This is a genomic window from Argonema antarcticum A004/B2 (genome assembly GCF_023333585.1).
In the GTDB taxonomy this organism is placed as follows: Bacteria; Cyanobacteriota; Cyanobacteriia; order Cyanobacteriales; family Aerosakkonemataceae; genus Argonema; species Argonema antarcticum.
In genome coordinates, this window is sequence record NZ_JAIQZN010000009.1 from 81,831 (window position 1) to 104,470 (window position 22,640).

Annotated in this window: 26 protein-coding genes and 1 pseudogene; 9 read left to right on the forward strand and 18 right to left on the reverse strand. The window is 44.5% G+C overall.

The features are described 5' to 3' along the window. Positions 1-4 precede the first annotated feature (4 nt). From LAY57_RS06200 to LAY57_RS06230, 7 genes are all read right to left on the reverse strand, one after another. The gene (locus tag LAY57_RS06200; protein ID WP_249065455.1) at positions 5-319 is read right to left on the reverse strand and encodes a carbon dioxide-concentrating mechanism protein CcmK; all 315 of its coding nucleotides are present in this window, start codon (positions 317-319) and stop codon (positions 5-7) included. A 389-nt stretch (positions 320-708) separates the two neighbouring features. Then, the gene (locus LAY57_RS06205; protein ID WP_249065456.1) at positions 709-1,146 is read right to left on the reverse strand and encodes a DUF3574 domain-containing protein; all 438 of its coding nucleotides are present in this window, start codon (positions 1,144-1,146) and stop codon (positions 709-711) included. Between the two features lie 92 nt (positions 1,147-1,238). Then, positions 1,239-1,886: a DedA family protein gene (locus LAY57_RS06210; RefSeq protein ID WP_249065457.1), complete on the reverse strand. Its 648-nt coding sequence runs from the start codon at positions 1,884-1,886 to the stop codon at positions 1,239-1,241. Between the two features lie 208 nt (positions 1,887-2,094). Continuing rightward, complete coding sequence (locus LAY57_RS06215; RefSeq protein WP_249065458.1) at positions 2,095-2,874, reverse strand: hypothetical protein; 780 nt, start codon at positions 2,872-2,874, stop codon at positions 2,095-2,097. Further along, on the reverse strand, positions 2,867-3,427 hold the full coding sequence (locus LAY57_RS06220; RefSeq protein WP_249065459.1) for an Npun_F5560 family protein: 561 nt from the start codon (positions 3,425-3,427) through the stop codon (positions 2,867-2,869). Before LAY57_RS06220 ends, LAY57_RS06215 begins: the two co-directional genes overlap by 8 nt. 255 nt (positions 3,428-3,682) lie before the next feature. Further along, entirely contained in the window at positions 3,683-4,006 is a 324-nt protein-coding gene (gene rpsF / locus LAY57_RS06225; RefSeq protein WP_249065460.1) for a 30S ribosomal protein S6, read from the reverse strand. Between the two features lie 258 nt (positions 4,007-4,264). Next, positions 4,265-5,443: an AI-2E family transporter gene (locus tag LAY57_RS06230; protein WP_249065461.1), complete on the reverse strand. Its 1,179-nt coding sequence runs from the start codon at positions 5,441-5,443 to the stop codon at positions 4,265-4,267. Between the two features lie 181 nt (positions 5,444-5,624). On the opposite strand from LAY57_RS06230, the gene LAY57_RS06235 reads away from it, so the two are divergent. The 4 genes and pseudogenes from LAY57_RS06235 to LAY57_RS06245 all read left to right on the forward strand — a co-directional run bounded on the left by LAY57_RS06235 (position 5,625) and on the right by LAY57_RS06245 (position 6,737). After that, on the forward strand, positions 5,625-5,960 hold the full coding sequence (locus LAY57_RS06235; protein ID WP_249065462.1) for a 2Fe-2S iron-sulfur cluster-binding protein: 336 nt from the start codon (positions 5,625-5,627) through the stop codon (positions 5,958-5,960). A gap of 71 nt (positions 5,961-6,031) precedes the next feature. Next, entirely contained in the window at positions 6,032-6,472 is a 441-nt protein-coding gene (locus LAY57_RS06240; RefSeq protein WP_249065463.1) for a hypothetical protein, read from the forward strand. A 12-nt stretch (positions 6,473-6,484) separates the two neighbouring features. Further along, positions 6,485-6,571 (forward strand): annotated as a pseudogene (locus LAY57_RS36425) (hypothetical protein); the annotation flags it as partial. Further along, the gene (locus tag LAY57_RS06245; RefSeq protein ID WP_420839068.1) at positions 6,534-6,737 is read left to right on the forward strand and encodes a hypothetical protein; all 204 of its coding nucleotides are present in this window, start codon (positions 6,534-6,536) and stop codon (positions 6,735-6,737) included. The pseudogene LAY57_RS36425 and the gene LAY57_RS06245, both read left to right, overlap by 38 nt. Positions 6,738-6,749: 12 nt before the next feature. Here LAY57_RS06245 and LAY57_RS06250 read toward each other — a convergent pair whose 3' ends face one another. Further along, positions 6,750-8,297 (reverse strand): ABC transporter ATP-binding protein, encoded by a 1,548-nt coding sequence (locus tag LAY57_RS06250; protein ID WP_249065465.1) that lies wholly within the window; start codon positions 8,295-8,297, stop codon positions 6,750-6,752. Positions 8,298-8,642: 345 nt separating this feature from the next. Between LAY57_RS06250 and LAY57_RS06255 the strand changes: the two genes are divergently transcribed. Together LAY57_RS06255 and LAY57_RS06260 are read left to right on the forward strand one after the other, a co-directional pair. Further along, the gene (locus LAY57_RS06255) at positions 8,643-8,960 is read left to right on the forward strand and encodes a slr1957 family protein (RefSeq protein WP_249065466.1); all 318 of its coding nucleotides are present in this window, start codon (positions 8,643-8,645) and stop codon (positions 8,958-8,960) included. Between the two features lie 82 nt (positions 8,961-9,042). Further along, complete coding sequence (locus tag LAY57_RS06260) at positions 9,043-9,408, forward strand: hypothetical protein (RefSeq protein ID WP_249065467.1); 366 nt, start codon at positions 9,043-9,045, stop codon at positions 9,406-9,408. A gap of 75 nt (positions 9,409-9,483) precedes the next feature. Here LAY57_RS06260 and LAY57_RS06265 read toward each other — a convergent pair whose 3' ends face one another. From LAY57_RS06265 to LAY57_RS06285, 5 genes are all read right to left on the reverse strand, one after another. Next, positions 9,484-10,314, reverse strand: a complete 831-nt coding sequence (locus LAY57_RS06265; RefSeq protein WP_249065468.1) for an ABC transporter permease — start codon at positions 10,312-10,314, stop codon at positions 9,484-9,486. 47 nt (positions 10,315-10,361) lie between these two features. Further along, on the reverse strand, positions 10,362-10,715 hold the full coding sequence (locus LAY57_RS06270) for a four helix bundle protein (RefSeq protein ID WP_249065469.1): 354 nt from the start codon (positions 10,713-10,715) through the stop codon (positions 10,362-10,364). Positions 10,716-10,835: 120 nt separating this feature from the next. Next, positions 10,836-11,846 (reverse strand): ABC transporter permease, encoded by a 1,011-nt coding sequence (locus LAY57_RS06275; protein WP_249065470.1) that lies wholly within the window; start codon positions 11,844-11,846, stop codon positions 10,836-10,838. A 296-nt stretch (positions 11,847-12,142) separates the two neighbouring features. Continuing rightward, positions 12,143-13,774: an ABC transporter substrate-binding protein gene (locus LAY57_RS06280; RefSeq protein WP_249065471.1), complete on the reverse strand. Its 1,632-nt coding sequence runs from the start codon at positions 13,772-13,774 to the stop codon at positions 12,143-12,145. Positions 13,775-14,145: 371 nt separating this feature from the next. Then, positions 14,146-15,072, reverse strand: a complete 927-nt coding sequence (locus LAY57_RS06285) for a DUF8832 domain-containing protein (protein WP_249065472.1) — start codon at positions 15,070-15,072, stop codon at positions 14,146-14,148. 497 nt (positions 15,073-15,569) lie between these two features. Here LAY57_RS06285 and LAY57_RS06290 point away from each other — a divergent pair, with 497 nt between their 5' ends. Genes LAY57_RS06290 through LAY57_RS06300 form a run of 3 tightly spaced genes read left to right on the forward strand, consistent with a single transcriptional unit; the run spans position 15,570 to position 18,628 of the window. Then, complete coding sequence (locus tag LAY57_RS06290) at positions 15,570-15,962, forward strand: response regulator (protein ID WP_249065473.1); 393 nt, start codon at positions 15,570-15,572, stop codon at positions 15,960-15,962. Then, positions 15,946-16,596: a chemotaxis protein CheC gene (locus LAY57_RS06295; protein WP_249065474.1), complete on the forward strand. Its 651-nt coding sequence runs from the start codon at positions 15,946-15,948 to the stop codon at positions 16,594-16,596. Before LAY57_RS06290 ends, LAY57_RS06295 begins: the two co-directional genes overlap by 17 nt. Further along, a complete protein-coding gene (locus LAY57_RS06300) occupies positions 16,553-18,628 on the forward strand; it encodes a sensor domain-containing diguanylate cyclase (protein WP_249065475.1) in 2,076 nt (691 codons plus the stop codon). The genes LAY57_RS06295 and LAY57_RS06300 overlap by 44 nt, the downstream gene beginning before the upstream one ends. A 332-nt stretch (positions 18,629-18,960) precedes the next feature. Here the strand turns inward: LAY57_RS06300 and rnc are convergent, their stop codons facing one another. The 5 genes from rnc to LAY57_RS06325 form a co-directional block, all read right to left on the reverse strand. Beyond that, positions 18,961-19,746, reverse strand: a complete 786-nt coding sequence (gene rnc, locus LAY57_RS06305) for a ribonuclease III (protein WP_249065476.1) — start codon at positions 19,744-19,746, stop codon at positions 18,961-18,963. A gap of 114 nt (positions 19,747-19,860) precedes the next feature. Next, positions 19,861-20,607 carry an NYN domain-containing protein gene (locus LAY57_RS06310; RefSeq protein WP_249065477.1) on the reverse strand — a complete coding sequence of 249 codons (747 nt, stop codon included), beginning with the start codon at positions 20,605-20,607 and terminating at the stop codon, positions 19,861-19,863. Between the two features lie 187 nt (positions 20,608-20,794). Next, entirely contained in the window at positions 20,795-20,938 is a 144-nt protein-coding gene (locus LAY57_RS06315) for a hypothetical protein (protein WP_249065478.1), read from the reverse strand. Positions 20,939-21,259: 321 nt separating this feature from the next. Further along, entirely contained in the window at positions 21,260-21,847 is a 588-nt protein-coding gene (locus LAY57_RS06320; protein ID WP_249065479.1) for a Uma2 family endonuclease, read from the reverse strand. A gap of 169 nt (positions 21,848-22,016) precedes the next feature. Beyond that, entirely contained in the window at positions 22,017-22,595 is a 579-nt protein-coding gene (locus LAY57_RS06325; protein WP_249065480.1) for a Uma2 family endonuclease, read from the reverse strand. Positions 22,596-22,640 lie beyond the last annotated feature (45 nt).

Here is a 22,640-nt window from a genome sequence, read left to right on the forward strand (position 1 = left end):
TCGATTACACACGAAACTGTTCTACTGCTGCTCTAAAATGGATCGGCAAAACAGTATCGATATTTTCATGGGGGCGAGCAATAACATGGTAAGAGAGCAATAGTTTCTCTTCTGTAGTGACTCGCCCTACGGACTCTACCCCAGCCGCAACAGAAGCTTGCACGTCCGAAACATTCCCTCGCACGATGACTGTGTAGCGAGCGCTACTAACCTTCTCTATATAGACCAGTGTCACGCTGGCGGCTTTAACCATCGCATCTGCCACCGCTAGAGCGGGAGGAAGACCCTTCACTTCAACCATACCGACCGCTACGCCCATCGTTAATCTCCTAATCTATCAAAGAGGTGACACTAATTGTAAAATCTTAGCAATGTTTACAATACATTCTTCCAAGCTTCCGATCTAGGAGGCATTTGTAAAGTATTGCAATTTTATCTAAAATCAATGCTCACACAATTTTTGATATAAAGTACGATCGATCTGTTTCGGTAGTTATAGCAACCGCCAGGGCGATTAAGCCAACTCCAACTGTTACATGAAGTCCATAATCCCTTACGGAGTAACCTCTTCCCTCTTCCCTAGCCCCTAGCCCCTAGCCCCTAGTCCCTAGCTATAACCTATTTTTGACTTAGTGTTTACCGAAGGGAACGCATCATGGCACTCGAGGACATTTTTAAAGGATTTTAAAGATAGTGGAGTATACCTATTCAGAAAGAAACTTTAGCAGAACTCGTCACGCGGAGAACAGACTCTTGGTGAAAATCCTGCTTATACTTAGCGATAATTTCTTCAATTAACTGATTTTTAACGTCGCTGTTTTGGTACAGCAAAATAACTAACTTAGTTTTCTCTTTATTCAATTGGCCTTTTTTATTGAGATACTGTCCGTAGGCATCCAGCACAGTTAGCCCTTCCGGAAAGTGAGGTGTGATTACCCGCTGCAAAAACATCTGCCATTCAGCCTCGGAAATCTTTGCCCCTCCTGGTTTTGATAAGCCAAAATACAACTCATCGCGAGTAAGGATATTGCCGCCAGAGTCGGCTGTTAGCGTTTTGGGAGATTGAACGCGAACATTTGGATGAGCGCTGGCAGGAATTAGCAAAAGTAGACCCACCAGCAAAAGACCGTTGAGACTTTTTGGCATTTGGGAATTGGTAAAGGCGCAAAACACCCCCCTCTCCACAGGCAAAGAGGGGGGTTGGGAGGTTAAACAATGAGGAAGGAATATCATTTTGATTAGTCTGGTTGCTTCAGTTCGTTGGTGTATGATTGTTTGACTTGACGGGACTCCAACCAGATGGGTACGAAAATCCAGGCAATTACAAGTAGTAAAGCTACTACGGCAAATTCAGCGACCCAAGCGACTAATTTCTCTAGGGGAACGACTTGCCCTGCAAAAAATGATAAAGTTACCATCACTAATGCCCATGCGGTTGCCCCAGCAAAGTTATAAAGCATAAACTTGAGGAAGGGCATTTCTGCAATTCCGGCTAATGGGCTGGCGAATATCCGCAGCAGGGCAATGAATCGAGCGATAAAGACAGTTTTTCCCGAATTTTCGCTGAATTGCTGCTTAAGTTCTAAGAGTTTCTCTTCACGCATACGGAAGATTTTTCCTATGCTCAATAGCAACGGCCAGCCGCCATATCGGCCTATCCAATAGCCGCAGTTACCGCCGAGAAATGCGCCTGCGATCGCACTACCCAATACAATCCAGTAGTTTAGCTGACCGCTGCCTGCCAAAAACCCCCCTGCTAGAGTAATCGTTTCACCCGGCAAGGGAAGTCCCAGATTTTCTAGCAAAATTCCCAGGAATACCGCCAAGTAGCCGTATTGATGGGCAATTTCCTGGATATTCTCTACGGATATAACTTCCAAAGACATTTACACCAGCCTTTACAAAGTTTAATACTTGTTCTAATCTTGACGTAATTATGGTAATGTTGTCAACGAAGCTAGTCAGTTGTCAGTGGTCAGTTGTCAGTGGTCAGTTGTCAGTTGTCAGTTGTAAATCTCTTCCCCTCTTCCCCCTATCCCCCTAGCCCCTAGCCCCTAGCCCCTAGCCCCTAGCCCCTAGCCCCTTCTTCCGCTGTCAGTTGTCATTAGTGAGATTCCCCGGATTCAAAGGTACGATCGCGAGGTCGAACAGGGGCCGATCGGTCAAGCAGTGCCAATGGCAGGCGAACAGATCGGGTGATTGGACGCCTAAACTGGCGATCGCAGGTGCGGCTGGAAATGGCCAAAGTCGGTCAAAGCAGATATCTTCGCCTTGAAAACTAAATTGCACCAAGTAGGTTGCTGGTGGTGCTGCGAGTAATTGCAGTAGTCTGTGAGCTAGTTTGTAGATTCTCTGTCGCTTAGCATCGCACAGATGTATCGGTTGAGAGTAACTCAAGCAAAGGGTAGAAGAACTAGAGCGTCTGAACTCATCAGTTGTTTGCTCGCGCAGACCGATCGCTTCACCATAGAGAGGCCCTTTCCCCGTCAGCACCACTGGTAGCCAAAAGTAACCATCTCCGATTGCGTATCCCAATTGCCTCAAGACCTGTTGCCGCAAACCCACCACATCGCGACAAGCTTGATAGATTTCCTGATGTGGAAATGAAAAAGTAGTTGGAAGATTCAGCGTCAAAGGACACAGGAGAATTTCAGTTTCATCCTGGCTTTCCACCAAATTGCCACCGTAGAGATAGCTTGAGTATAAATTATCCAGATCGCCAGAGCTAACTACTCGCGCTACAGCACTTCTGACCGGATAAGTTGCCATAGCTTCTTTCAGAGCCCCCACCATAGCAGAGGTAGTAGGAGATGAAACAACCGCTTTGTCGATCGCATTCACCTCCGCCTCAACTACGAGCCAGACTTCAAGCATTCCCGAAGCTAGGCAGACTAGCCCGACCGGAACCCAGCCTTGGGAAGCTAGGCAGATCGAGTTTGCCATCAGTGTTGCGGTTTTTCACAGCCAGACGATAGCTTACACTTTGCAGTTCTGCGTGCAGTTGTCGGTTTTCCCGTTGTAGCTGAGCCAGTTTTTCTTTTACTGGAACTAGGCGTTCGGCAAACTTCTGGCGATAAATTTGAGGTAGTTCCTGCACCACCTGTTCCAACATCCGACTGCGGTCTGTCAATTCTTGGACAGTTTGGCGCAGGTGATAGATTTCCCCATCGCGATCGGAAATCTGCTCTTGGTAAAAGGTTACCTGCTGCTCGACTCCTTGCAGTTCTTCCCGCAGGGCAAGCATTTGAGACTGATTGCGATCGGAAACCTCTGGAGTGGGAAGGAAAGTTGTATTTCCTTTTACCAGGCGGAACAGTTCTTGGGATAACTGTTGAACCAGTTGGTCTCGCAGCTGCAACTCTTCGTGCAGGTGAGATACCTCTGATTGTAGGGCGGCTTGTTGGGTATAGGTGTCAGTTTGGCTCACAAAAGCTCACAACTCCTCTGCGACGATCTTGCCGGTGGTGGTGGCAACACAGGCCAATTGTGTTGCCAAATATGGCTAATTCTACCATGCCCAGAGGGAAGTAGGCATTTGAGATTTTAGATTTTAGATTTCAGATTTCAAATAAAATCTTCCCCTCTTCCCCTCTTCCCCTAGCGCCTAGCCCCTAACCCTTCTTTACTTTTGACTTTTGACTTTTGACTTTTGACTTTTGTTGCCCCTAGCCCCTTCTTCCTATTAGGCTTCTACTTCAGCAGGCTCTGGTTTTACTGAGGCTTCTTCCTGCTTGAGAGTCAGGTAGCGAATCACCTCATCGCTCAGACGCATAGCCCGTTCAAAGGGAGCTACAAAGATGCCATTACCCTTGTAGTTCATCTGGATGTAGACGCCATCCCGCTGTCTTTTGATTTCGTAAGCCAGACGGTGCTTGCCACGATTCTGGATTTCAATTTCTTGGGCTCCTTGATCGCGCAGCAGAGTTTGATATTTCTCGATCGCCTGATTAACTTGCTCTTCTCCGAGATCGGGACGCAAGATAAACATTGTTTCGTAGATATTCATTTCAATGTTCTCCTTATGGACAATAAGGCTACTTTCAGCTCGTTTCGACATGGGGCATCGGCAAGAATGCAGTCAATGACCGATGACCTGTTGACCAATTTGGTAAACAGTCATGCAAATGAGGCTAAAGTAGCAAGGATTTTCTATTGTATCAGTAATGGGTATTTTATAGATGAATGGCACGCTTGTTAAGCAAAACTTGCTGCCCAGATCCCCGACTTCTTGAAGAAGTCGGTGAGCTAGATCCAGCTTCTAGCGTCAGCGTGGCGCTGGTGTATCGTTTCTGACGTTGGCATTTTCAGAAAGCTGTGAACCTGTAGAGGCTCTAGCTTGGGGTTCGCCGGAAGCTAGAGCCAAAGGTTCTCTGTCAAAGGGGTTGTGAAAGAAAGATCCGGTTTGAGGTGGTAGAGTCGGCTCAAACACAATTTCGGCAACGCTTTTCACCACACCGGTCATCGGAATGGCCAGAATGACCCCCAACAGTCCTCCCACTTTGGCACCTAACAGCAGAGAAACGAATATAATTACAGGCGACAAACCAGTGAGATTGCCCATAAGTCGGGGAGCTAACAAATTATCTTTCACTTGCTGAATTGCGATCGCCACCACCAACACTTGCAGCGCTTGCCACCAGTTAATAAACGCTACCACAATTACTACCGCCCCAATTCCTAAACTCGCCCCCACAAAAGGAATCACTTCCATAACGCCGATAAACACGGCAAATACTAGAAAAAAGGAAACCCGCAGCAACCAAAATGCCAGACTCAGAGTCACCGCCATAAACAAACCCAACAGCAATTGACCGGAAACAAACCGCTGGAGATTGCGTTGCAGGGATTCCGTCAACCCTGCTTGGATTGGGGCCGAGAAAATACTGGTCAGACTTCGCCAAACTCTCTCGCCATCAATGAGCATATAAAACGAGATCACGACAATTAGAATTAAGTCCAGAAACCAGTTAAACGTACCTAATACCAAGCCAAAGCCTTTGGCTGCGATCGCTTCTGCTTGAGTTTGTACTCGCGCCAACTGTTGCGAAGCTAAAGTCCGTACATCAAACGGCAAATTATGATCGAAACTCCAGATTTGAAAATTATCTAATTGCTGCTGAGCCGACTGCACCAGAGACGGTAAATTCGTCAGCAATTGTCGCCCTTGGTTAAACACTGGCGGCACCAGCGTCAGGGCAATAAATACCACCGCTATGGCTGCTACTAAATATACCAGACCTGCTGCCAAAGTGCGGGGCAAAAAGGGTTTCAGCACTTTGACAGGATAGTTGAGTAGAAATGCAATCAACCCCGCTGTCAGCAAAATACTGATCTGCTCGCCTATGTAGGCGATCGCGCACCAAGTAGCCCAACCTGCGCTTAGGATCAGCAGCCAAGTGATCAGGAACTGTTGGAAAGATGTAAATATACTTACAGGTTTCATAGACAAATATCACACTTGCCTGGTACAACCGTTTTGTAAGGTGTGACCCTTACCGATGGTAAATGCCTTGTGATTGGTAGGAACATTAATTCAGTGGTCGGAAAGTTTTTCTGTTTCATTGCGCGATCGCCAGTCTTGGTAAAATCAGAAGTTATGCGAAGAAAGCGTATGGGGCAATAATATGGCAGTTTATCAAATCAGGCTGGTAAATCCGGCTATTGGACTAGACCGCACGATCGCAGTTCCAGACTCGGAGTATATTCTAGATATTGCTGAGGCTGCTGGTATTAGGTTACCATCTGGGTGCAAGCAAGGAGATTGTTCCGCCTGTGTCGCCAAGCTGGTCAGCGGTGAGGTAGACATGAGCGAGCAAAAGTTTCTGCGCCAGCAAGAGATAGAAGCTGGCTACACTATTACCTGTGTGGCTTACCCTTTGTCTGATTGCACTCTCCTCACTCATCAAGAACAATTTTTATATCAATCGGCCCTTTATTTTTCGTCCCATCCAGAATCTTAGAGCAATTTTAATTATTTCGCTCATTAGTTAACCCCAAATCCCAAATCTAAAATCCCAAATCCCAAATCGATATGAGTCGGTTACTCTACGAAAAGTCGGTTGCCTACAAAGGACATCTTATCATCCCATTTGTTTTTGGGATAGTTGACGGTCAACACATTTACTCTTATCATTTACTATCTGAATTAGGAAATAAAGGTAAGTTTCAAAAGGCCAAAAATCCATCTGGCATTTATTCTAGTAGCATTAATACCATAATAGATGTCGCGAAAGAACATCTTGATGAGTATTCCGATGTTGTATATCCTCTAGATATTTTTAAGTCTAGATATACTTATCGCGACAATCTGATTATGATTTACGGAATGTCTACAAGATTTTTTTATGACCATTACCCGCCCGAAGAATTAAGAAATATTGCCGCCCCTAAATTATTCAAATCGGAAATAGATTGTATGAACTGGGTGAAACAGGGACTCGATCGGGCCGCCAACGGACAAGAAGTTCAGTAGGGTCAATGGTCAGTGGTCAGTGGTCAGTGGTCAGTTGTCAGTGGTCAGTTGTCAGTTGTCAGTGGTCAGTGGTCAGTTGTCAGTGGTCAGTGGTCAATGGTCAGTGGTCAGTGGTCAGTGGTCAGTGGTCAGTGGTCAGTGGTCAGTGGTCAAGAAAATTTCGCCTCTGCCCCTCTGCCCCTCTGCCCCTCTGCCCCTCTGCCCCTCTCCCTCACTCCCCCACTCCCCCACTCCCCCACTCCCTCACTCCCTTCTTGACTTTTGACTTTTGACTTTTCTAGTGTCCGGCCATACGTTGACCGATGGTAGCGAAATCGGCGTCTTTTATCTCACTTTCATAAACAAATTTACCTTCGCTGATGACAAGGATGCGATCACTCAATTTCAATATTTCATCCAAATCTTCACTCACTAGCAACACCGCCACGCCTCGATTTCGCGCTGACACAATCTGACCGTGAATAAACTCAACTGCCGCAAAATCCAGACCGAAACAGGGATTAGCAGCGATCAGCAATTTCACCGTATCCGATGAAAGTTCCCGTGCCAAAACGGTTCGCTGCACATTGCCGCCGGAAAGGTTACCAACTGGTGTGTCTGCGGAGGGTGTTTTGATGGAAAACTGAGTAATTAAAACCTGGGCTACTTGACGGATGATGTTTTGGAGGAGGAACACGCCGCTTTTGGCTTGCGGTGCGCGATCGAATGTGCGTAATGCCAGATTTTCTGCCACACTCATATAAGGTACGCAGGCATTTTTGAGCGGTTCCTCCGGCAGCGAGAAAATTTGATGTTTGTACATTTCCTTTCGCGTTGCCTTATAAACTTCCCCATTTACCAAAATTTCCCCAGCCGTGGCGGGACGCTGACCTGCTAATACTTCTACCAGTTCCCGCTGACCGTTACCAGAGACGCCAGCAATTCCCACAATCTCGCCAGCGTGTACGGTGAGGTTAACACCGCAAACTGCTTCCAGTCCATTATCCTTATTGGCGTGAAGGTCTTGGGCTTCCAGGACGGCGATGCGATCGCCTGGTGCAGTCTTCTCAACAGGTTTTGCTTCGCGCCTCTCACCCAGCATCATTTGCGCCATGTCGGCGACGGTGAGATTTTTTACCAAGCCGTTACCGGCAAACTTACCTTTACGCAGTACGGTGACTTCATCCACAAAAGCCATCACTTCGCGGAATTTGTGGCTGATCATCAATACGCTTAACTTTCCGGCGGTTACTTCTTGGCGCAATAATCCTAGAACTTCATCGGCTTCGAGGGGAGTAAGTACTGAGGTAGGCTCATCCAAAATTAGAATTCGACTTTTAAGATAAAGCTGTTTGAGAATTTCCAGTTTCTGCTTTTGTCCGGCTGCCAATTGTGCGACGGGAGTATGTAAATCTACCTGAAAAGGAGCCGATTTCATAAACAGGGTGAGGCGATCGTACTCTTCATCCCACTTAATTATATTGGCACTGTCGAAGCGGGACAGCACCAAATTTTCTGCTACGGTCATGGCAGGCACTGAGGTGAAGTGCTGATAAACCATGCCAATGCCGTATTTGTGAGCATCGCGGGGACTGCTAATGTCGCGAGATTGCTGGTCAATCAAAACTTCCCCGCTGTCAGCAGTATAAAAACCCATCACGCACTTGACAAGGGTACTTTTGCCCGCCCCATTCTCGCCCAGCAGCGCGTGGAATGTCCCCGGTTTCAGTGTCATTGAGACATTATCCAGCGCTGTCATCGTGCCAAAACGCTTGGTCATGTTCACCACCTCTAGTTCTGGTGGCTTGGTTATCTCTACCGTTTTGCTGTTTGTAGTTACAGTCATCTAAGACCTCACCTCGATCGGGGACACTTTTAGCCAAATATCTCATTATCCGTTAAATTAAAATGTTCGGCTAGAACGTTTTTAAGTGTCCCCATCAGATTCAGTAATCGCTCCGTTAAATTTGGTATCTTTTACTTTTATTAGAAACCAGGTTCTGTTAACCTATTCTGAACATGGCGTAGTTTTAGAAAGTCACAAGTTAACAATACTTAAAAACTTTTAACAACTCTTTATGGTCAGTTGTTTATTTCCTAGTGACTGACCGCTGTAGGCAAGGGTTTACCCCGCGCCTACGCGACTGCATCAGATGTGACTTTTGGATTGAGGGATGGTGAGGGAATAAAGATGAAGCATTACGCTGAAGAATGGATCTCGGAATGGTGCCAAGAAAATGGCTGGACTGATTTAGTTGTCGCGGGTTATGACACCTACTGGGCTTTTCCGCCCGGAGCAGTAATGCCGGAGCCAATACCTAGTAAAGCGCTCAGATTAATTAAAGCACAAAAAGGATTAAGTGCTGAGGAAAGATTGTGGGCGATCGCATCTGTGGTTGGGGCGATGGTAGCCGCAATTATAAGTTATGTCATGAAGTGTCCGATGCCAATGGTTGCGGCTTTTGGTTTTTGCGCCGTTACGGTAGGTCAACTTGAGGTAGAAGATTGAGGGATTTAAGATGGTAAATTTACGTACTTGCCGTTCAAAAAATCAGCGGATAGAATAGCGATATTTATCAGGTGGATAAGCTATGAAACCCAGCCTAATAATAGCTCTACTCATGGTAGTGGCTCTAGTCGGTGTGGCGATCTGGCATAATAATTCCAGGAATACCGATGGGATAGATCCAATTTTGCTCCAGGCTGTCAGAGGAGATAAAGCCTTAGCAAAACGACTGCTGGAACACGCGAAATTTAAGTATCCAGGAAAGTCTGACAGATGGTATCGAGAGAAAATTATTTACGATTTAGAACGTGATGGCGCAGGCGGTAGGGGTCGTGCCACAACCTATCGTATGAGTTCCAGAGAAACTTGGCAAAACATTTACCTGATTAGTGCTGTCATCGGGCTGGCCAACTCAATTGTATACTCGATCACTCGCTTGTTCAAAGGTTAATATTTTCCGACTCTAATCATTTTATATGCCAATTCGGAACACAGTGGAGCGTAAACACCTTCCAGTCACCAGTCCCTAAGAACGCGGATCGAGACTATCGCGCAAACCATCACCCAAAAGATTGAAAGCTAAAACAGTCAGGGTAATAAATAAACCGGGGAAAATTGTTGTCCAAGGTGAAGAAAGAGAATAGCCACTTTTAAAAGCATCAGATAGCATCGTTCCTAACTCTGGTGTAGGAGGTTGTGCGCCTAAACCCAAAAAACCCAATCCTGCCGCTTCCAGGGTAGCAGTACCTATAGAAAGAGTGGCTTGTACGACTAACGGCGATAGGGTGCTGGGCAAAATGTGGTTGAAAATAATGCGCGTTGGAGAAGCACCGAGAGCTTTCGTTGCTATTACAAATTCCTGTTCTCTCAGGGATAGTACCATGCTGCGCGTAAGTCTGATATAAATCGGGATTTGTACTACTCCCACGGCGATCATAACGCTTTGCAGACTGGGGCCACTAACGGTGACGATCGCGATCGCTAACAGTATAGAAGGAAAAGCTAACAAAATATCAGTTAACCACCCAATTACCGTTTCGATATAACCTCGGAAATAGCCAGCAATCAGTCCCAAAATTAATCCTACAATTAATCCCAATCCTACCGATATCAGTCCGACAGTCAGAGAGGTTCGCATTCCGTACCACACCAGAACTAAAATATCTCTCCCTAACCCGTCAGTGCCAAACCAATGTTCGGAATTCGGAGGTTTCAACCGCAACAGATAGTTTCTGTCGGTGGCGGGGTCGTAGGGATGGAGAATTGGCGCTAAAAGGGAAATTAGTAGGATAGCGATTGTTAGGATTAGGCCAATTTTCCCAGAAGTGGATTGTAAAAACCGTTTAAGTGGATTCATGGAAAGGAGGGAGAGGGACGAGGGAGAGGGACAGGGACGAGGGAAAGTTATTTGTTGCCCAGAGACTTCATCATTGCTGAGAGCATTTGACGAATTTCAATACACTGTTTGATGACTGGTTGCAAATCCGTGTCAGTCATTTTCATACGCTGAGCTAGTATTAACTGTGTAATCACTTCGTTTGCCGAACCACGAGCAATTCCTAAAAATTGAATGTATTCACCAGTTGTACGACGACCATAACCTTCTGCAATGTTCGATGCAACAGATATTGATGAACGCTCTAGCTGCTGGCACAGACTAAACCTATACTGGGTTGGAAATGTTAGTGCCACTCTGTATACTGCCTCTGCCATATCCATCGCTTTCTGCCACACTTGCAACTCTTCAAAACTACTCATAGGTAATCTACCCCTTAATTTCACCAAACTAAAAGCTTTTTTCTGACCTTTCGCCATTTCTATGCAAATGTTCGTAAAAAACATATTTTTTACCCCCTCCCTCTCCCTCTTCCCTCTCCCTCATTTGTATTGAATTCTCGGATCGAACAAAGCATAAGATATATCAACTAACAAATTAATTAGCACAAAAGTCACGGACACAAACACCACCCCGCCTTGCACAACAGGGTAATCTCGCGCTAGAATTCCCTCATATATCCAAGAACCAATTCCCGGCCAAGAAAAGATTGTTTCAGTGAGAATGGCTCCACCAAGAAGGTTACCGAATTGTAAACCTATAGTGGTACTAATTGGCAATAAAGCATTTTTCAGCGCGTGTTGGAATATAACTAAGTATCTGGGAACGCCTTTTGCTTTAGCAGTGCGTATATAATCTTGCAATAGCACTTCCAGCATGGCACTGCGCGTAATCCGAGCGATAATTGCTAGGGGGATAGTGCCTAATGTTAGTGCTGGTAAAATAAGGTGAACTAGCACATCTTTTAAGTTTGCTATATCAAATCTGAACAAAGAATCCAGCACATAAAAGTTTGTGATTGGTTTGAAATTGAAACCAGTTTCAACACTAATTCGCCCGCTGGGAGGTAGCAGTTGTAGGTTGACTGCAAATAAGTAAATTAGCAATAATCCTAACCAGTATACTGGTAGAGAAACACCAATCAAAGAGCCACTCATTAAGAGATTATCGAGCCAGCTATTTTTGCGAACTGCGGCGAAAATTCCGGCTGGTATTCCCAAAGTAATTGCTATTAACATCGCGGCGACGGATAACTCAAATGTAGCAGGCCAGCGATTTTTTATCTCATCGGCAATCGGAATACCGCTGATAATACTGGTGCCAAAGTCGAAGCGAATTAGCTTTTCTAGAAATGCGAGATATTGTAGGGGTAAAGGCCGATTTAAACCTAACTGCTGTCTGAGTGCTTCCACTTGTTCTGGTGTGGCTCTTTCTCCTGATAGTACTACGGCTGGATCGCCTGGTATTAGGTGCAACAATACGAATACTAAAAGGGTAATTCCTAATAAAACTGGTAGGAGGCTGAGTAGGCGTTTGGCGATGTATTTCCACATAAATTTTTGCGATCGAGTAGGGTGCGTTAGTAACGCATCATACCAAATCCTGGTTAAATACTCCCTTTATCTTCTTCGTCTTCTCTCTTCGCTCTCTGTGTCTGGAGCGATTATTTAAAAAGGGGCTAACAAACCCGGATTTGGTATCGGATCATGTCCTGTTACATGGGCATTTACTGTGAGCATCATTGGTTAAATTTAACCACAGATGAAGACAGATGAACGCAGATGAACGCAGATAAGATCGGATATGATTCATTACTGCAAGATCTGAGATTAATATACTGCTAAAATGCTCACTTTTTCTCAATTTGCTCAAATGACTCGCTACCTAAAGGACTGGGAATCCATCCTTGAATGTTTTTGCGTTTAGCTAAAAGCGGCTGTGAATGTACGATCGGCAAACGTACTGCTTCGTTATGCAATATTTCATCGACTTCAGCGTAAATTTTACCTCTAGCTGCTTTATCCCCAGTTGCTCTACCTCGATCTAAAAGTTGGGTAACTTTATCATTTTTCCAATTACCTATATCATCGGTGGCACCAGGGCTAAAGTGGGGATAATAGAAGCTGTCGGGGTCGCCGTAGTCGGGTGTCCAGCCTAACATGAAAGCTTGAAAGCCTGGGGGTTTTCGACGATCGCTCAAGTAAGCTGCCCAATCTTTGGTATTCAGTTTGACGCGAATGCCGATCGCACTCAAGTCGGCAGCAAAAGCTTCAGCAATTGGCTTGGGAGTAGGAAAATAAGGTCGCGAAACGGGCATATACCAAAGTTCTAAGTCAAAGCCATTGGAATAGCCTGCTTGAGCTAGTAATTGCTTGGCTTTTTGCGGGTTATACTTGTATTCCGTAATTTTACTTGATTGGGCCCAATTTAAAGATGGCGGCGTAAAATGGCTGTCGTGTTTGCCTAAATTGCCCCAGAAGGCTTGTACGATTTGGTCGTTGTTGATGGCAAGGGCGATCGCCTGCCGCACTTTCGCATCCCCAAGTGGCTTGTAGCTGGGATTCAGCGCCAAATAACCTACATTAAAGGAAGGACGAGGAATGGCGACTAAATTGGTATCGCTCTCCACTTCTTTGCGCTGATCTGGTGCTAAATCTACCGTAAAATCAATCTGACCGGCTCTGAGTTGTGCTAATCTAGCTGCTGGATCGGTGATAAAACGGATTACCAATTGGTTGATTTTGGGGTCGCCTTTTTTCCAGTAATTGGGGTTTTTTTCTAGGAGAATGCGATCGCCTGTACGCCATTCCTTAAAAATAAATGGCCCCGTTCCTACTGCCAACGAACCTGGAGTCCCGTAACTAGCGCCAGCTTTCTTAATAGCAGCAGGACTGGCAATCCCGAAGTAACCCGAACCAATGGCGACAGGAAAAGCAGCAAACGGCTGTTTGAGCTTAAACTGAATTGTAGAATTATCCACCACCACAACATCTTGCAACAGTGATTCCGATTTCCCTTTAAAACCGCCGAAAACTTGCTGCCAAATTTCATAAGATTTGCCAGCATTGCGGTAACCGTTGGGATGTTGGGGGTTCCACCAGCGTTCTACATTAAACTTAACCGCCTCGGCATTAAAATCGCTACCGTCGTGAAATTTAACACCAGGACGAAGTTTAAATGTCCAGACCTTACCATCCGCAGAAACAGACCAGGAAGTAGCTAGACTGGGTTGAAACTCGGTAGTACCGGGCTTAAATTCAATCAAGCGATTGTAGATTTGTTGCTGCACAATGATTGAATTGCCGTCGGTGATATTCCCCGGTTCCAGGTTTACGGGTTGTCCCCCCGAACCGTAGACTAGCACTCCTTGTTGGGTTGCTGGTGGAGTAGTGGGGTTTTCAGATTTGCCACAGTTCGAGAGTATGATGGCAAAGGAACAAACTGCCGCCAAAAGAGGGAAGCGCCATCTTTTATGGTTCATGAGGCATTTTTGAGTAAAGTTGCGATCGAACGATTAACATTTTCACCTATTAAACACTGTTTAAGGACAATTTAACAGTAAAAGTGCTAAGTAACTCCAGTTGCTAGTTATATCATCTCCGGTTACCTAAAAAATTCCTGTTCTTATTCTTATCTGTGTTCATCTGTGTTCATCTGTCTTCATCTGTGGTAAAAACCTAACCAACGATGAAAACAGACAATTTGACGATATCACTCATGTACTAACGATGTAACCGAACACGATATTACGTTCCATAGGTTCTTGTTCAGAATGGATAATGGCTACGTTGTTGTGCTTTAGCGCTAAAGCGCAACAACGTACCTGACTGTACAATTGCAACTGCGATTTAGCTACTGAACATTTACCCAAAAATCAGCTGTAACAACTTTTCCATTACGATTGAACTGGCCCCAGAGTTTATATTTTCCCGGTTGAGGGAATTTAGTCATAAAATGAACTTCTCCCCCAGAGTCATGTTTCATTGCATGAGCATGAATATAATCTGCTTTCGTCAAGTTCGAGGATTGTTTTACTATGACTAAATGCCCTCGTTCTCCCAAATAAGGCTGCAAGTTTGTAACTGGTTGATTGTTAGAAGTATTTTTGAGATTAAAGATCGCGTGTACTTCTTCACCAGCTTTGAGTTTGGGTTTGGAAAATGTGATATTCACCTTGGTATCTCCAAAAGTCTTAGCAGTATTCAGGTCAATTGCTGGGGCAGATGGAGTGGCTCCGGGGACTCCTTTTTTCAATACTGAGACTTGTTCGTTTTGGCCAGATGGTTTGTAATCGGCGAAAAAAGTATATTGGCCCGATCGCGGAAAATTAGCCGTTACTTCAAAACGTCCATTTTGTTTATAAGTGGGATGAAGGTGATCGAAAAACTGAAGATCGTCGCTGACAACAATCAGGTGCATGATTTTTTCCTGAAAGGTATCAAACTTGGTAATTGCCTTCCCCTTGGAGTCTTGAATATTAATACCAAGCACAACAGGCTGATTCGGTTGAATATTTTTGCGATCGCTGAATAACGCCTTCGCTTGCGCTGAATTATTCCCATGATCCATATTATTGTGCATCGAATGTCCGGCATGAGGATCGGATGCAACAACAGGTGTTTCGCCTTTATCCATTAAATGACCTTCATGCTGCTTTATGGCAACAGAGTCAGATGTTTCTCCAGATTTAACTGCTTCTCCAGATTTAACCGTTGACGAACAACCTTGTGCAAGCAGGAGGGTTGAAATTATACCAAATGTTGTGACTAAGTGTTTCATAAAGTTTCCCCAATCTCCAAAAATTACCGATTAAAGCTAAAGCGACCGTTCACCTTTGCACCATTAATATCAGAAAGTATAACAACTTTGTAGTCTCTAGGTGCTTTTTCAGGTAAGGCATTTAGTAGTTAGTAGGTACGTTGTTGCGCTTTAGCGCTCTTATTCCCCCTGGGATAAGAGCGCTAAAGCCCCCAACAACATACCTAGAAAGCAAGTAATTAGTAATTTGAGTTAGTACTAATTTTAGTTTAAACTAAAATTGCGATAAATAAATTACAATTGGTTTAGACTTTTGTGTTAGGCTTAAAAAAGTTGATGAAAAGCAGTAAGAAATAAATGGTAAAAGTAGCGATCGCACCAGCAAATCGCTATCTAATGACATGGAATTAATAATTTATGTCAACCATTATGACAAAGTGCTGTAGTCACTACGATTCACCTTTGCTGTATTATTACAGAAATTTACTTAAATTTAAAAAAATTGAGGAAAAGAAATAGTGGCATTGATTTTAATCGTAGAAGATGCAGCTTTGATCCGGAAGATGCTCCAGAAAATCCTAAAAGCAGAAGGACATACCATCCTGGAAGCGCCGAACGGACTACAAGGTCTACAGATGATTCGCACCCACAACCCAGAGTGTATAGTGTTAGACCTCTTAATGCCGGAAATGGGCGGGCGGCAAGTGCTTCTGGCGCTGCGGGAAGAAGGTTTGCAGATTCCGACAATTGTAGTGACGGCAGATGTTCAGCAAACCACTCGCGCTGAATGCTTAGAACTGGGAGCCTTAACAGTTCTCAACAAGATCCCCAAACCAGACGAACTGCGCCATTGGGTCAAAAAAGCGATCGGGGTTGTCACCCAGGAAGAGATATATGAACCTAACAGTTGACCAGGTAGATGTTTTGCAGGAGTTGGTGAATATTGGCGTGGGTAGAGCCGCTGGCGTCCTCAATGAAATGATCGGCTCCCCGATTTGCCTGCGTATCCCTTATATAAAGGTGCTTTCCCCACAAGAGTTGCAACCAGACCTCGAAATACGATTCAATGGAGATCTACTTTCCACAGTAGGCTTGAACTTCTCTGGCTCGTTTGCTGGCACTGCCGAGTTAATTTTCCCAACCGAAAGTGCATCTACCCTCGTGGAAGTTCTCACAGGTGAAACTGCGGGCACTCCTGACCTTGATTCTGTGAAAATAGGAACCTTGCTTGAAGTAGGCAATATTGTTCTCAACGGCATTATGGGTTCCCTGAGTAACGTCTTAGTACAACACTTGGAATACTCACTGCCCACTTATCTAGAAGGGAGGATTGACAAGTTGTTCAATTCAAAGCATCTTGATGCCAAGGCCAGCGTTTTCTTGGCACATACCCGTTTCATCATCGAGCAACTGCAAATTGCTGGAGATATTATTGTAATTTTTAAAGTGGGTTCCTTCGACGCTATGCTAAAGGCCATTGACCTAGCTTTTGAGGGTGATAATGAACGAGATCCAGGCAGCCCAGAAAGAGTTTGGCATTCTTGATCGGGTTCCCGAAGGAGTTTGCGTTCTCCGAGAAGATTCTAGCGTTCTTTTTTGGAACCGATGTCTGGAAGACTGGACGGGAATTTCTAGAAGCGAAATTCTATTAAAGGATATCGGCGTCTATTTTCCTCATCTGCATCAGCCTAAGTACGCCCATAGACTGAAGCAGATTTTTGAAGGAGGACCCCCAACTATTTTTTCTTCTCAGCTTCACAAGTCGATTATTCCCGCTCAGATGGCGGATGGACGGTGGCGCATCCAGCACACAACTGTCACGGCTGTACCTGCACCCGATTTTAGATTTAGCTCGTTGCTAAGCAGAGCCTGCGAATGCGATTTTCGATTGGGCAATGCAGCTTGTGAGTCAGATATTGTCGAATCCCACCAACAGCTTAATAATCCAAAATCGTTCTATGCCCTTTTCGTAATCGAGGATGTTACGGATCTGACTTATCGTATCCAAGATTACCGCGCCATGCGAGATCGGGCTTTGGAAGAGATTAAGGAACGCACAAAGGTAGAGGAGGCGCTCCGAGAAAGCCAGCATTTTATTCAAAAAATTGCCGATGCCACGCCTTGTCTTATATACATCTATGACTTAATAGAAGGGCGGAATATCTATATCAATCGCCAAGTGGATTTATTGCTGGGTTATACAGCTGAAGAGATTCAACAAATGGGGTCGCAGTTATTTCCTAACTTGATGTATCCAGAAGATTTATGGCAAGTCTCTGCACACCAGGAAAAGTTCACCACTGCACAAGATGGTGATATTTTTGAGAGGGAGTATCGGATCGAGCATCGATCGGGTGAATGGTGCTGGTTTCACAGCCGGGAAATCGTTTTCGCTAGAACGGCTGAGGGTTTGCCCAAACAAATTCTGGGAACAGCTCAAGATATCACAAAACGCAAGTGGACGGAAGAAGCAATGCGGCTGCAAACCGAACGGGAGCGGCTGATGGGGGTAATTACTCAGCACATTCGCCAGTCCCTGGATCTCAGTGAAGTTCTCAACACTGCGGTGACGCAAGTGCGACAGTTTCTAGGGACCGATCGCGCGATCATTTTCCGCTTCATACCCAATACGCACAAAGACAGCAATATCGTCAAGATAGGCAATGTGACCGTAGAATCTCTAGCCTCTAACTGCACATCTATACTGGGAGCGAACATCCCAGACTGTTGCCTCAGAGATGGTAATTTTTCTTATTATCAGCAGGGTAACATTCGAGCTATAGAAGATGTTTCAACTGCCGCCAATTTTCCCAATTGCCACATCGAATTATTAAGAAAGTGGGGCGTAAAAGCCAACTTGGAGGTTCCTATTCTGCAAGGAGAACAGTTGTGGGGACTGTTGATGGTTCAGCAGTGTGGGACAGTCAGGGCATGGCAGCCTTTGGAGATTGAGTTAATGAAACATCTGGCGAATCAGTTAGCGATCGCCATTCAACAAGCGGAACTTTATCAACAGTTGCAAGCCGCAAACGAACAGTTGCAGCGCCTAGCCAGTTCCGATGGTTTAACTCATATAGCTAATAGGCGCAAGTTTGATGAATATTTGCTACAGCAATTGCTGATTTTAGCTCGCGACAAACAACCGCTGTCTCTAATTTTGTGCGATATCGATTTTTTCAAATCCTATAACGATACCTACGGTCATCAAGCAGGGGATGAATGTTTGCGGCTGGTTGCTAAAGCTATCCAGCGGGCAGTGAAGCGCCCTGCCGATTTAGTTGCCCGTTATGGAGGAGAAGAATTTGCGGTGATTTTGCCCAACACCGATCTCAAAGGGGCATTGCGAGTGGCAAAGGAAATCCAAATCAGAGTCAAAGATTTGCAGATTCCTCATTTCGCTTCAGAAGTCAGCGATTGTATTACCCTCAGCGCTGGGGTAGCTTGTCTGATTCCGACTGCTGACATTTCCCCAAAGGAATTGATTGCTGGGGCCGATAGGGCACTTTATCAGGCTAAAAACTTGGGACGCGATCGCATTGTAATGTGCAGCGAATCGTCGTGCCTCAGTCAAGTTTAGAAGGGGCTAGGGGTTAGGGGCTAGGGGCTAGGGGAAGAGAGGAAGAAGGAGAATATTTTAGATCGCAAAATTCAGTTAGATGAGAAAATTCTGCTCTTTCGGAGTCAGCCCGCCAGCGATTCAAATCGCTGGCTAATAGCTTAAGTCCACTCAAGTGGACTGAATACTAATCTTCCAGTCCATTAAAATGGACTTTCGCTATTAGCTGGGGACTTGAGTCCCCAGCGGGTGAGCGGCTCATCACCGACTGATTCGCCAACAGCATCATCAATTCCCTTAGAGGTGAGAATGTTAGTGCAATATCCGAGATTCATCGCACAGAGGATCAAATTCTACATCATTCCTTGTTTTTTCAGCTTGAAAAGCGCATCTTCAGCAGCGCTTTTTTCAGCATCTTTCTTGCTGCGTCCCTTCCCTTCTCCATATTTTTCTTCACCTACAAACACTTTGGAAAGAAACTCTGGGGCGTGAGACTCTCCACCTGCTTGAACTGTCACATATTTAGGAAGTTGACTTGTGCCAATATTCGCCATTACCCATTGCTGAAATTGATTTTTAGCATCTACTTTGGAGCGAGACACTACTATATTTTCAGGCACGGAATTAAACAGCTTTTTCACAAAAGCGCGGACTGGCTCAATGTTATAATTGTTATCCAGATAGTACGCGCCAATAAAAGCTTCAAAGGTGCTACTGAGCAAATTTGGATTGGTGAAACCTCCCTCTCTAATTGTACCTTTACCGAGTCGCATCCTAAAGTCTAAACCCAGATCGGTCGCGAATCTTGCTAACTGCTTTTCATCTACCAGGGCCGATCGCCGACGGGTCATTAGGTCTTCTGACATTTCTGGGTAAATACGATAAAGATACTCCCCACTCAAAAAATTTAGCAACGCATCACCCAGAAACTCTAGACGTTCGTTATTTTCTTCCCCTTCTCCGGGGTTATCGTTGACATAAGAACGGTGTGTAAGCGCTTGGCGCAGTAGCTTTTCATTATTGAATGTGGGAATTTTTCCTTCCAATTGTATCTCTCCTTTTAGTGGGTAAATTAACTGGCTAGAATCGGTATAAGTATTATCGCTTTCAGAGGGGATCGTTGTTAAGTTGGTAGTCATGAAAAAACGCCAATAATGAAGGTCGTGGAGAAACCCGGTTTCTCAGAGAAACCGGGTTTCTGATAGCTGTAGCAAGCTTAAGCAAAAGGAATTTTAGGCAGCAGTTTTGTATTGCTAGATTAAAAACAATTGTTGTTCGTTAATTCGCACTTTCCCATCCTTTGCCGCCGCTTCAACAAACTTTGTAAACTTTGAAAATGTCTTTCCATCAGGTGTACGAATAGATTTTACTCCCTGATACTGGGAACAAACCTTACGCATCAGTTTGCCAATCAGGGAAAATCCTGTACGCTTGCCTTCGCTTATCGCAGTCTTGATAGCTTCGATAAGATAGTTTATAGCATGATTGTAACTGATATGAGATGGGATGGAACTGATCTGAGGTTGAACATTATCGATATTTAGCTCAGGTAATTGGTCTACAGAGTAGAATTCAGCCAGTTGAATTAGGTTCCTACTAGCATTAGCAGATTGAGCAAAAATTATTACTTCCTTGCCCTCTTTTTTTAACTGGCGAACTAAGTCAGCGTAGTCTCCATCTCCAGTCACAAGAATAACTATGTCTAATCCAGATCGATCGCGCTTACAGTCAGCTATCAACTTTTCATCAACACTATTTTTGGTTATTAGAGGTACATCAATACAGTCATAACCAAGTTCGTGTAAACGCTGTTCAATCGAAATATTTTCCTTTCGCCAAAAAGAGTATACTTTTTGGCAAACTATATAACCACGCAACTGGGCAAAAATCAACAAGTATCGACCTAGATACGGATTGATAGGAACGTTCTGAATATCACCATAAATGCCAACTTTCTGCTGGGTTGTTTGTGCGTCCGAGCCTATATTAATGTCTGACATCTTAATATCTCCAGTTTGGTATTTTTGGACTGGACAGCATCAAGAAATCGCACATCTAGCTGCAACAAAGCTTTGCACAAGGAACTTCTAAAAAAGAAGATATTCCCTATGACAAAACTGGCAACCTACACATTCATCTGGTCAAAGTCTCAGCTGTAAGGGTAATGATATCCGGCCAAGGGTCGGCTTAACCCATTGCATGATTACTGATGTCAAGTTGCGGAAAATTGATTGAGGAAACTTGAAGAGGGATGGTACTATCTGCGATCGCATCTCTATGGTCAAGCAAATAACAAAGCGCATAAGACACAGGTAGTTTTACCCATGACATACGCGCCATGTTAGATTCTTGACAATACGATGCAGCCGCAGATAATATCATCCCTCTTCAAGCTTCCTCAATCAATTTTCCGCAACTTGAGATCAATAATCATGCAATGGGTTAAGCCGACCCTGGGTCGGATATCATTACCCTTACAGCTGAGACCGCAACCAACATTAAATGCTTTTGCGGCTCTTTCAGCTGTCTTTTCAATTCTTAGCATAATACCACTTGGGTGTCAAGGGTATAGTCAAATTTATTTTTTCACTAGCTACCCCCAGAAACCCGGTTTCTCCAAGAAACCCGGTTTTTTTCCACCTTCGAGTTAATTTAAGCATTCAATTTTGGCGGAAATACTCTACTTAAATCCAAAGACAAATCAGGAAAACAAGGCAAAGCTATTACCTGATTTGGCAAAACAATTCGCCTATTTTTATATCCAAATTTCCCTTTATTATCCTGATAAGGTTCACTGCAAGCTTCCAGTTGATTATTGAATAAATTAAAGATCCAATAGTCAGAGATACCCGCCTCAGCATAGAGGGGTATTTTAACATTTTTGTCATAATCGATAGAAGAATCTGCTACTTCCATCACCATCAGCACATCACCTGGACTTGGGTGAGCGGATAAATAGTCGTCAGGACGGTTTTGCACGATCGCAAAATCCGGTTCGGGTTCGCTGTTGTTCGCTAGCACGATCGGAGATTGACAACGGAGGGTTGCTGCATCTCCTAAGAGTCTGACTAATTCCCGCAGCAATTTAGAAATACAAGTTTCGTGAGCCGTACCTTTTGCTGCCATTTGGATAATTTCTCCTTGAATTAACTCAATTCGATCGTCTTCATGGAAAAATCCAATTTCTGTGAGTTTGTGGTATTCATCCAGTGTAAAGCGCTTAGCTTGAGCAATAGTCATTTCTTTCTCCTTACAAACGCGCATCCTCACATCTTGCACATGACTCAATAAGGCTGAAGAAACCGGGTTTATCAACCAAAAATCTATGCTTTCAGGTTTAGCTAGTTGCTAGAAACAAAGGCGATAGCCCTGGTGCAAGATCTGAGCATCCCTATTAGTGCTAGTTTAACTATTTTGGCGGAAATACTCTACTTAAATCCAAAGACAAATCAGGAAAACAAGGTAACGCTATTACCTGATTAGGTAAAACAATCCGCCTATTCTGATAACCAAATTTCCCTTTACTATTCTGATAAGATTCGCTGTAAGCTTCCAGTTGATTATCGAATAAATTAAAGATCCAATAGTCAGAGATACCCGCCTCAGCATAGAGAGGTATTTTAACATTTTTGTCATAATCGATAGAAGAATCTGCTACTTCCATCACCAGCAACACATCACCTGGACTTGGGTGAGCCGATAAATAATTATCCTCTCGGTTTTGCACGATCGCAAAATCCGGTTCTGGTTCGCTGTTAGGCGGTAAGATAATCGGAGACTGAGATTGGAGAGTTGCTCTGTTTTCTACAAGTTTTGGCAGTTCCTTCCACAAGTTTCTCAGACAAGTTTCATGAGCCGTACCTTTTGCTGCCATTTCGATAATTTCTCCTTTAATTAACTCAATTCGATCGTCTTCATGGAAAAATCCAATTTCTGTGAGTTTGTGGTATTCTTCCAGCGTAAAGCGCTTAGCTTGAGCAATAGTCATTTCTTTCTCCTGACAAACACGCATCGCCATTATTCTTATTTTACC

Excerpts from the sequence above, each read along its gene's own strand:
- LAY57_RS06200 (WP_249065455.1), bottom strand. The coding sequence starts at position 319 with ATGGGCGTAGCGGTCGGTATGGTTGAAGTGAAGGGTCTTCCTCCCGCT.
- LAY57_RS06205 (WP_249065456.1), bottom strand. The coding sequence starts at position 1,146 with ATGCCAAAAAGTCTCAACGGTCTTTTGCTGGTGGGTCTACTTTTGCTA.
- LAY57_RS06210 (WP_249065457.1), bottom strand. The coding sequence starts at position 1,886 with ATGTCTTTGGAAGTTATATCCGTAGAGAATATCCAGGAAATTGCCCAT.
- LAY57_RS06215 (WP_249065458.1), bottom strand. The coding sequence starts at position 2,874 with ATGCTTGAAGTCTGGCTCGTAGTTGAGGCGGAGGTGAATGCGATCGAC.
- rpsF (WP_249065460.1), bottom strand. The coding sequence starts at position 4,006 with ATGAATATCTACGAAACAATGTTTATCTTGCGTCCCGATCTCGGAGAA.
- LAY57_RS06230 (WP_249065461.1), bottom strand. The coding sequence starts at position 5,443 with ATGAAACCTGTAAGTATATTTACATCTTTCCAACAGTTCCTGATCACT.
- LAY57_RS06235 (WP_249065462.1), top strand. The coding sequence starts at position 5,625 with ATGGCAGTTTATCAAATCAGGCTGGTAAATCCGGCTATTGGACTAGAC.
- LAY57_RS06240 (WP_249065463.1), top strand. The coding sequence starts at position 6,032 with ATGAGTCGGTTACTCTACGAAAAGTCGGTTGCCTACAAAGGACATCTT.
- LAY57_RS06250 (WP_249065465.1), bottom strand. The coding sequence starts at position 8,297 with ATGACTGTAACTACAAACAGCAAAACGGTAGAGATAACCAAGCCACCA.
- LAY57_RS06255 (WP_249065466.1), top strand. The coding sequence starts at position 8,643 with ATGAAGCATTACGCTGAAGAATGGATCTCGGAATGGTGCCAAGAAAAT.
- LAY57_RS06260 (WP_249065467.1), top strand. The coding sequence starts at position 9,043 with ATGAAACCCAGCCTAATAATAGCTCTACTCATGGTAGTGGCTCTAGTC.
- LAY57_RS06265 (WP_249065468.1), bottom strand. The coding sequence starts at position 10,314 with ATGAATCCACTTAAACGGTTTTTACAATCCACTTCTGGGAAAATTGGC.
- LAY57_RS06270 (WP_249065469.1), bottom strand. The coding sequence starts at position 10,715 with ATGAGTAGTTTTGAAGAGTTGCAAGTGTGGCAGAAAGCGATGGATATG.
- LAY57_RS06275 (WP_249065470.1), bottom strand. The coding sequence starts at position 11,846 with ATGTGGAAATACATCGCCAAACGCCTACTCAGCCTCCTACCAGTTTTA.
- LAY57_RS06280 (WP_249065471.1), bottom strand. The coding sequence starts at position 13,774 with ATGAACCATAAAAGATGGCGCTTCCCTCTTTTGGCGGCAGTTTGTTCC.
- LAY57_RS06285 (WP_249065472.1), bottom strand. The coding sequence starts at position 15,072 with ATGAAACACTTAGTCACAACATTTGGTATAATTTCAACCCTCCTGCTT.
- LAY57_RS06295 (WP_249065474.1), top strand. The coding sequence starts at position 15,946 with ATGAACCTAACAGTTGACCAGGTAGATGTTTTGCAGGAGTTGGTGAAT.
- LAY57_RS06300 (WP_249065475.1), top strand. The coding sequence starts at position 16,553 with ATGAACGAGATCCAGGCAGCCCAGAAAGAGTTTGGCATTCTTGATCGG.
- rnc (WP_249065476.1), bottom strand. The coding sequence starts at position 19,746 with ATGACTACCAACTTAACAACGATCCCCTCTGAAAGCGATAATACTTAT.
- LAY57_RS06310 (WP_249065477.1), bottom strand. The coding sequence starts at position 20,607 with ATGTCAGACATTAATATAGGCTCGGACGCACAAACAACCCAGCAGAAA.
- LAY57_RS06315 (WP_249065478.1), bottom strand. The coding sequence starts at position 20,938 with ATGTCATGGGTAAAACTACCTGTGTCTTATGCGCTTTGTTATTTGCTT.
- LAY57_RS06320 (WP_249065479.1), bottom strand. The coding sequence starts at position 21,847 with ATGACTATTGCTCAAGCTAAGCGCTTTACACTGGATGAATACCACAAA.
- LAY57_RS06325 (WP_249065480.1), bottom strand. The coding sequence starts at position 22,595 with ATGACTATTGCTCAAGCTAAGCGCTTTACGCTGGAAGAATACCACAAA.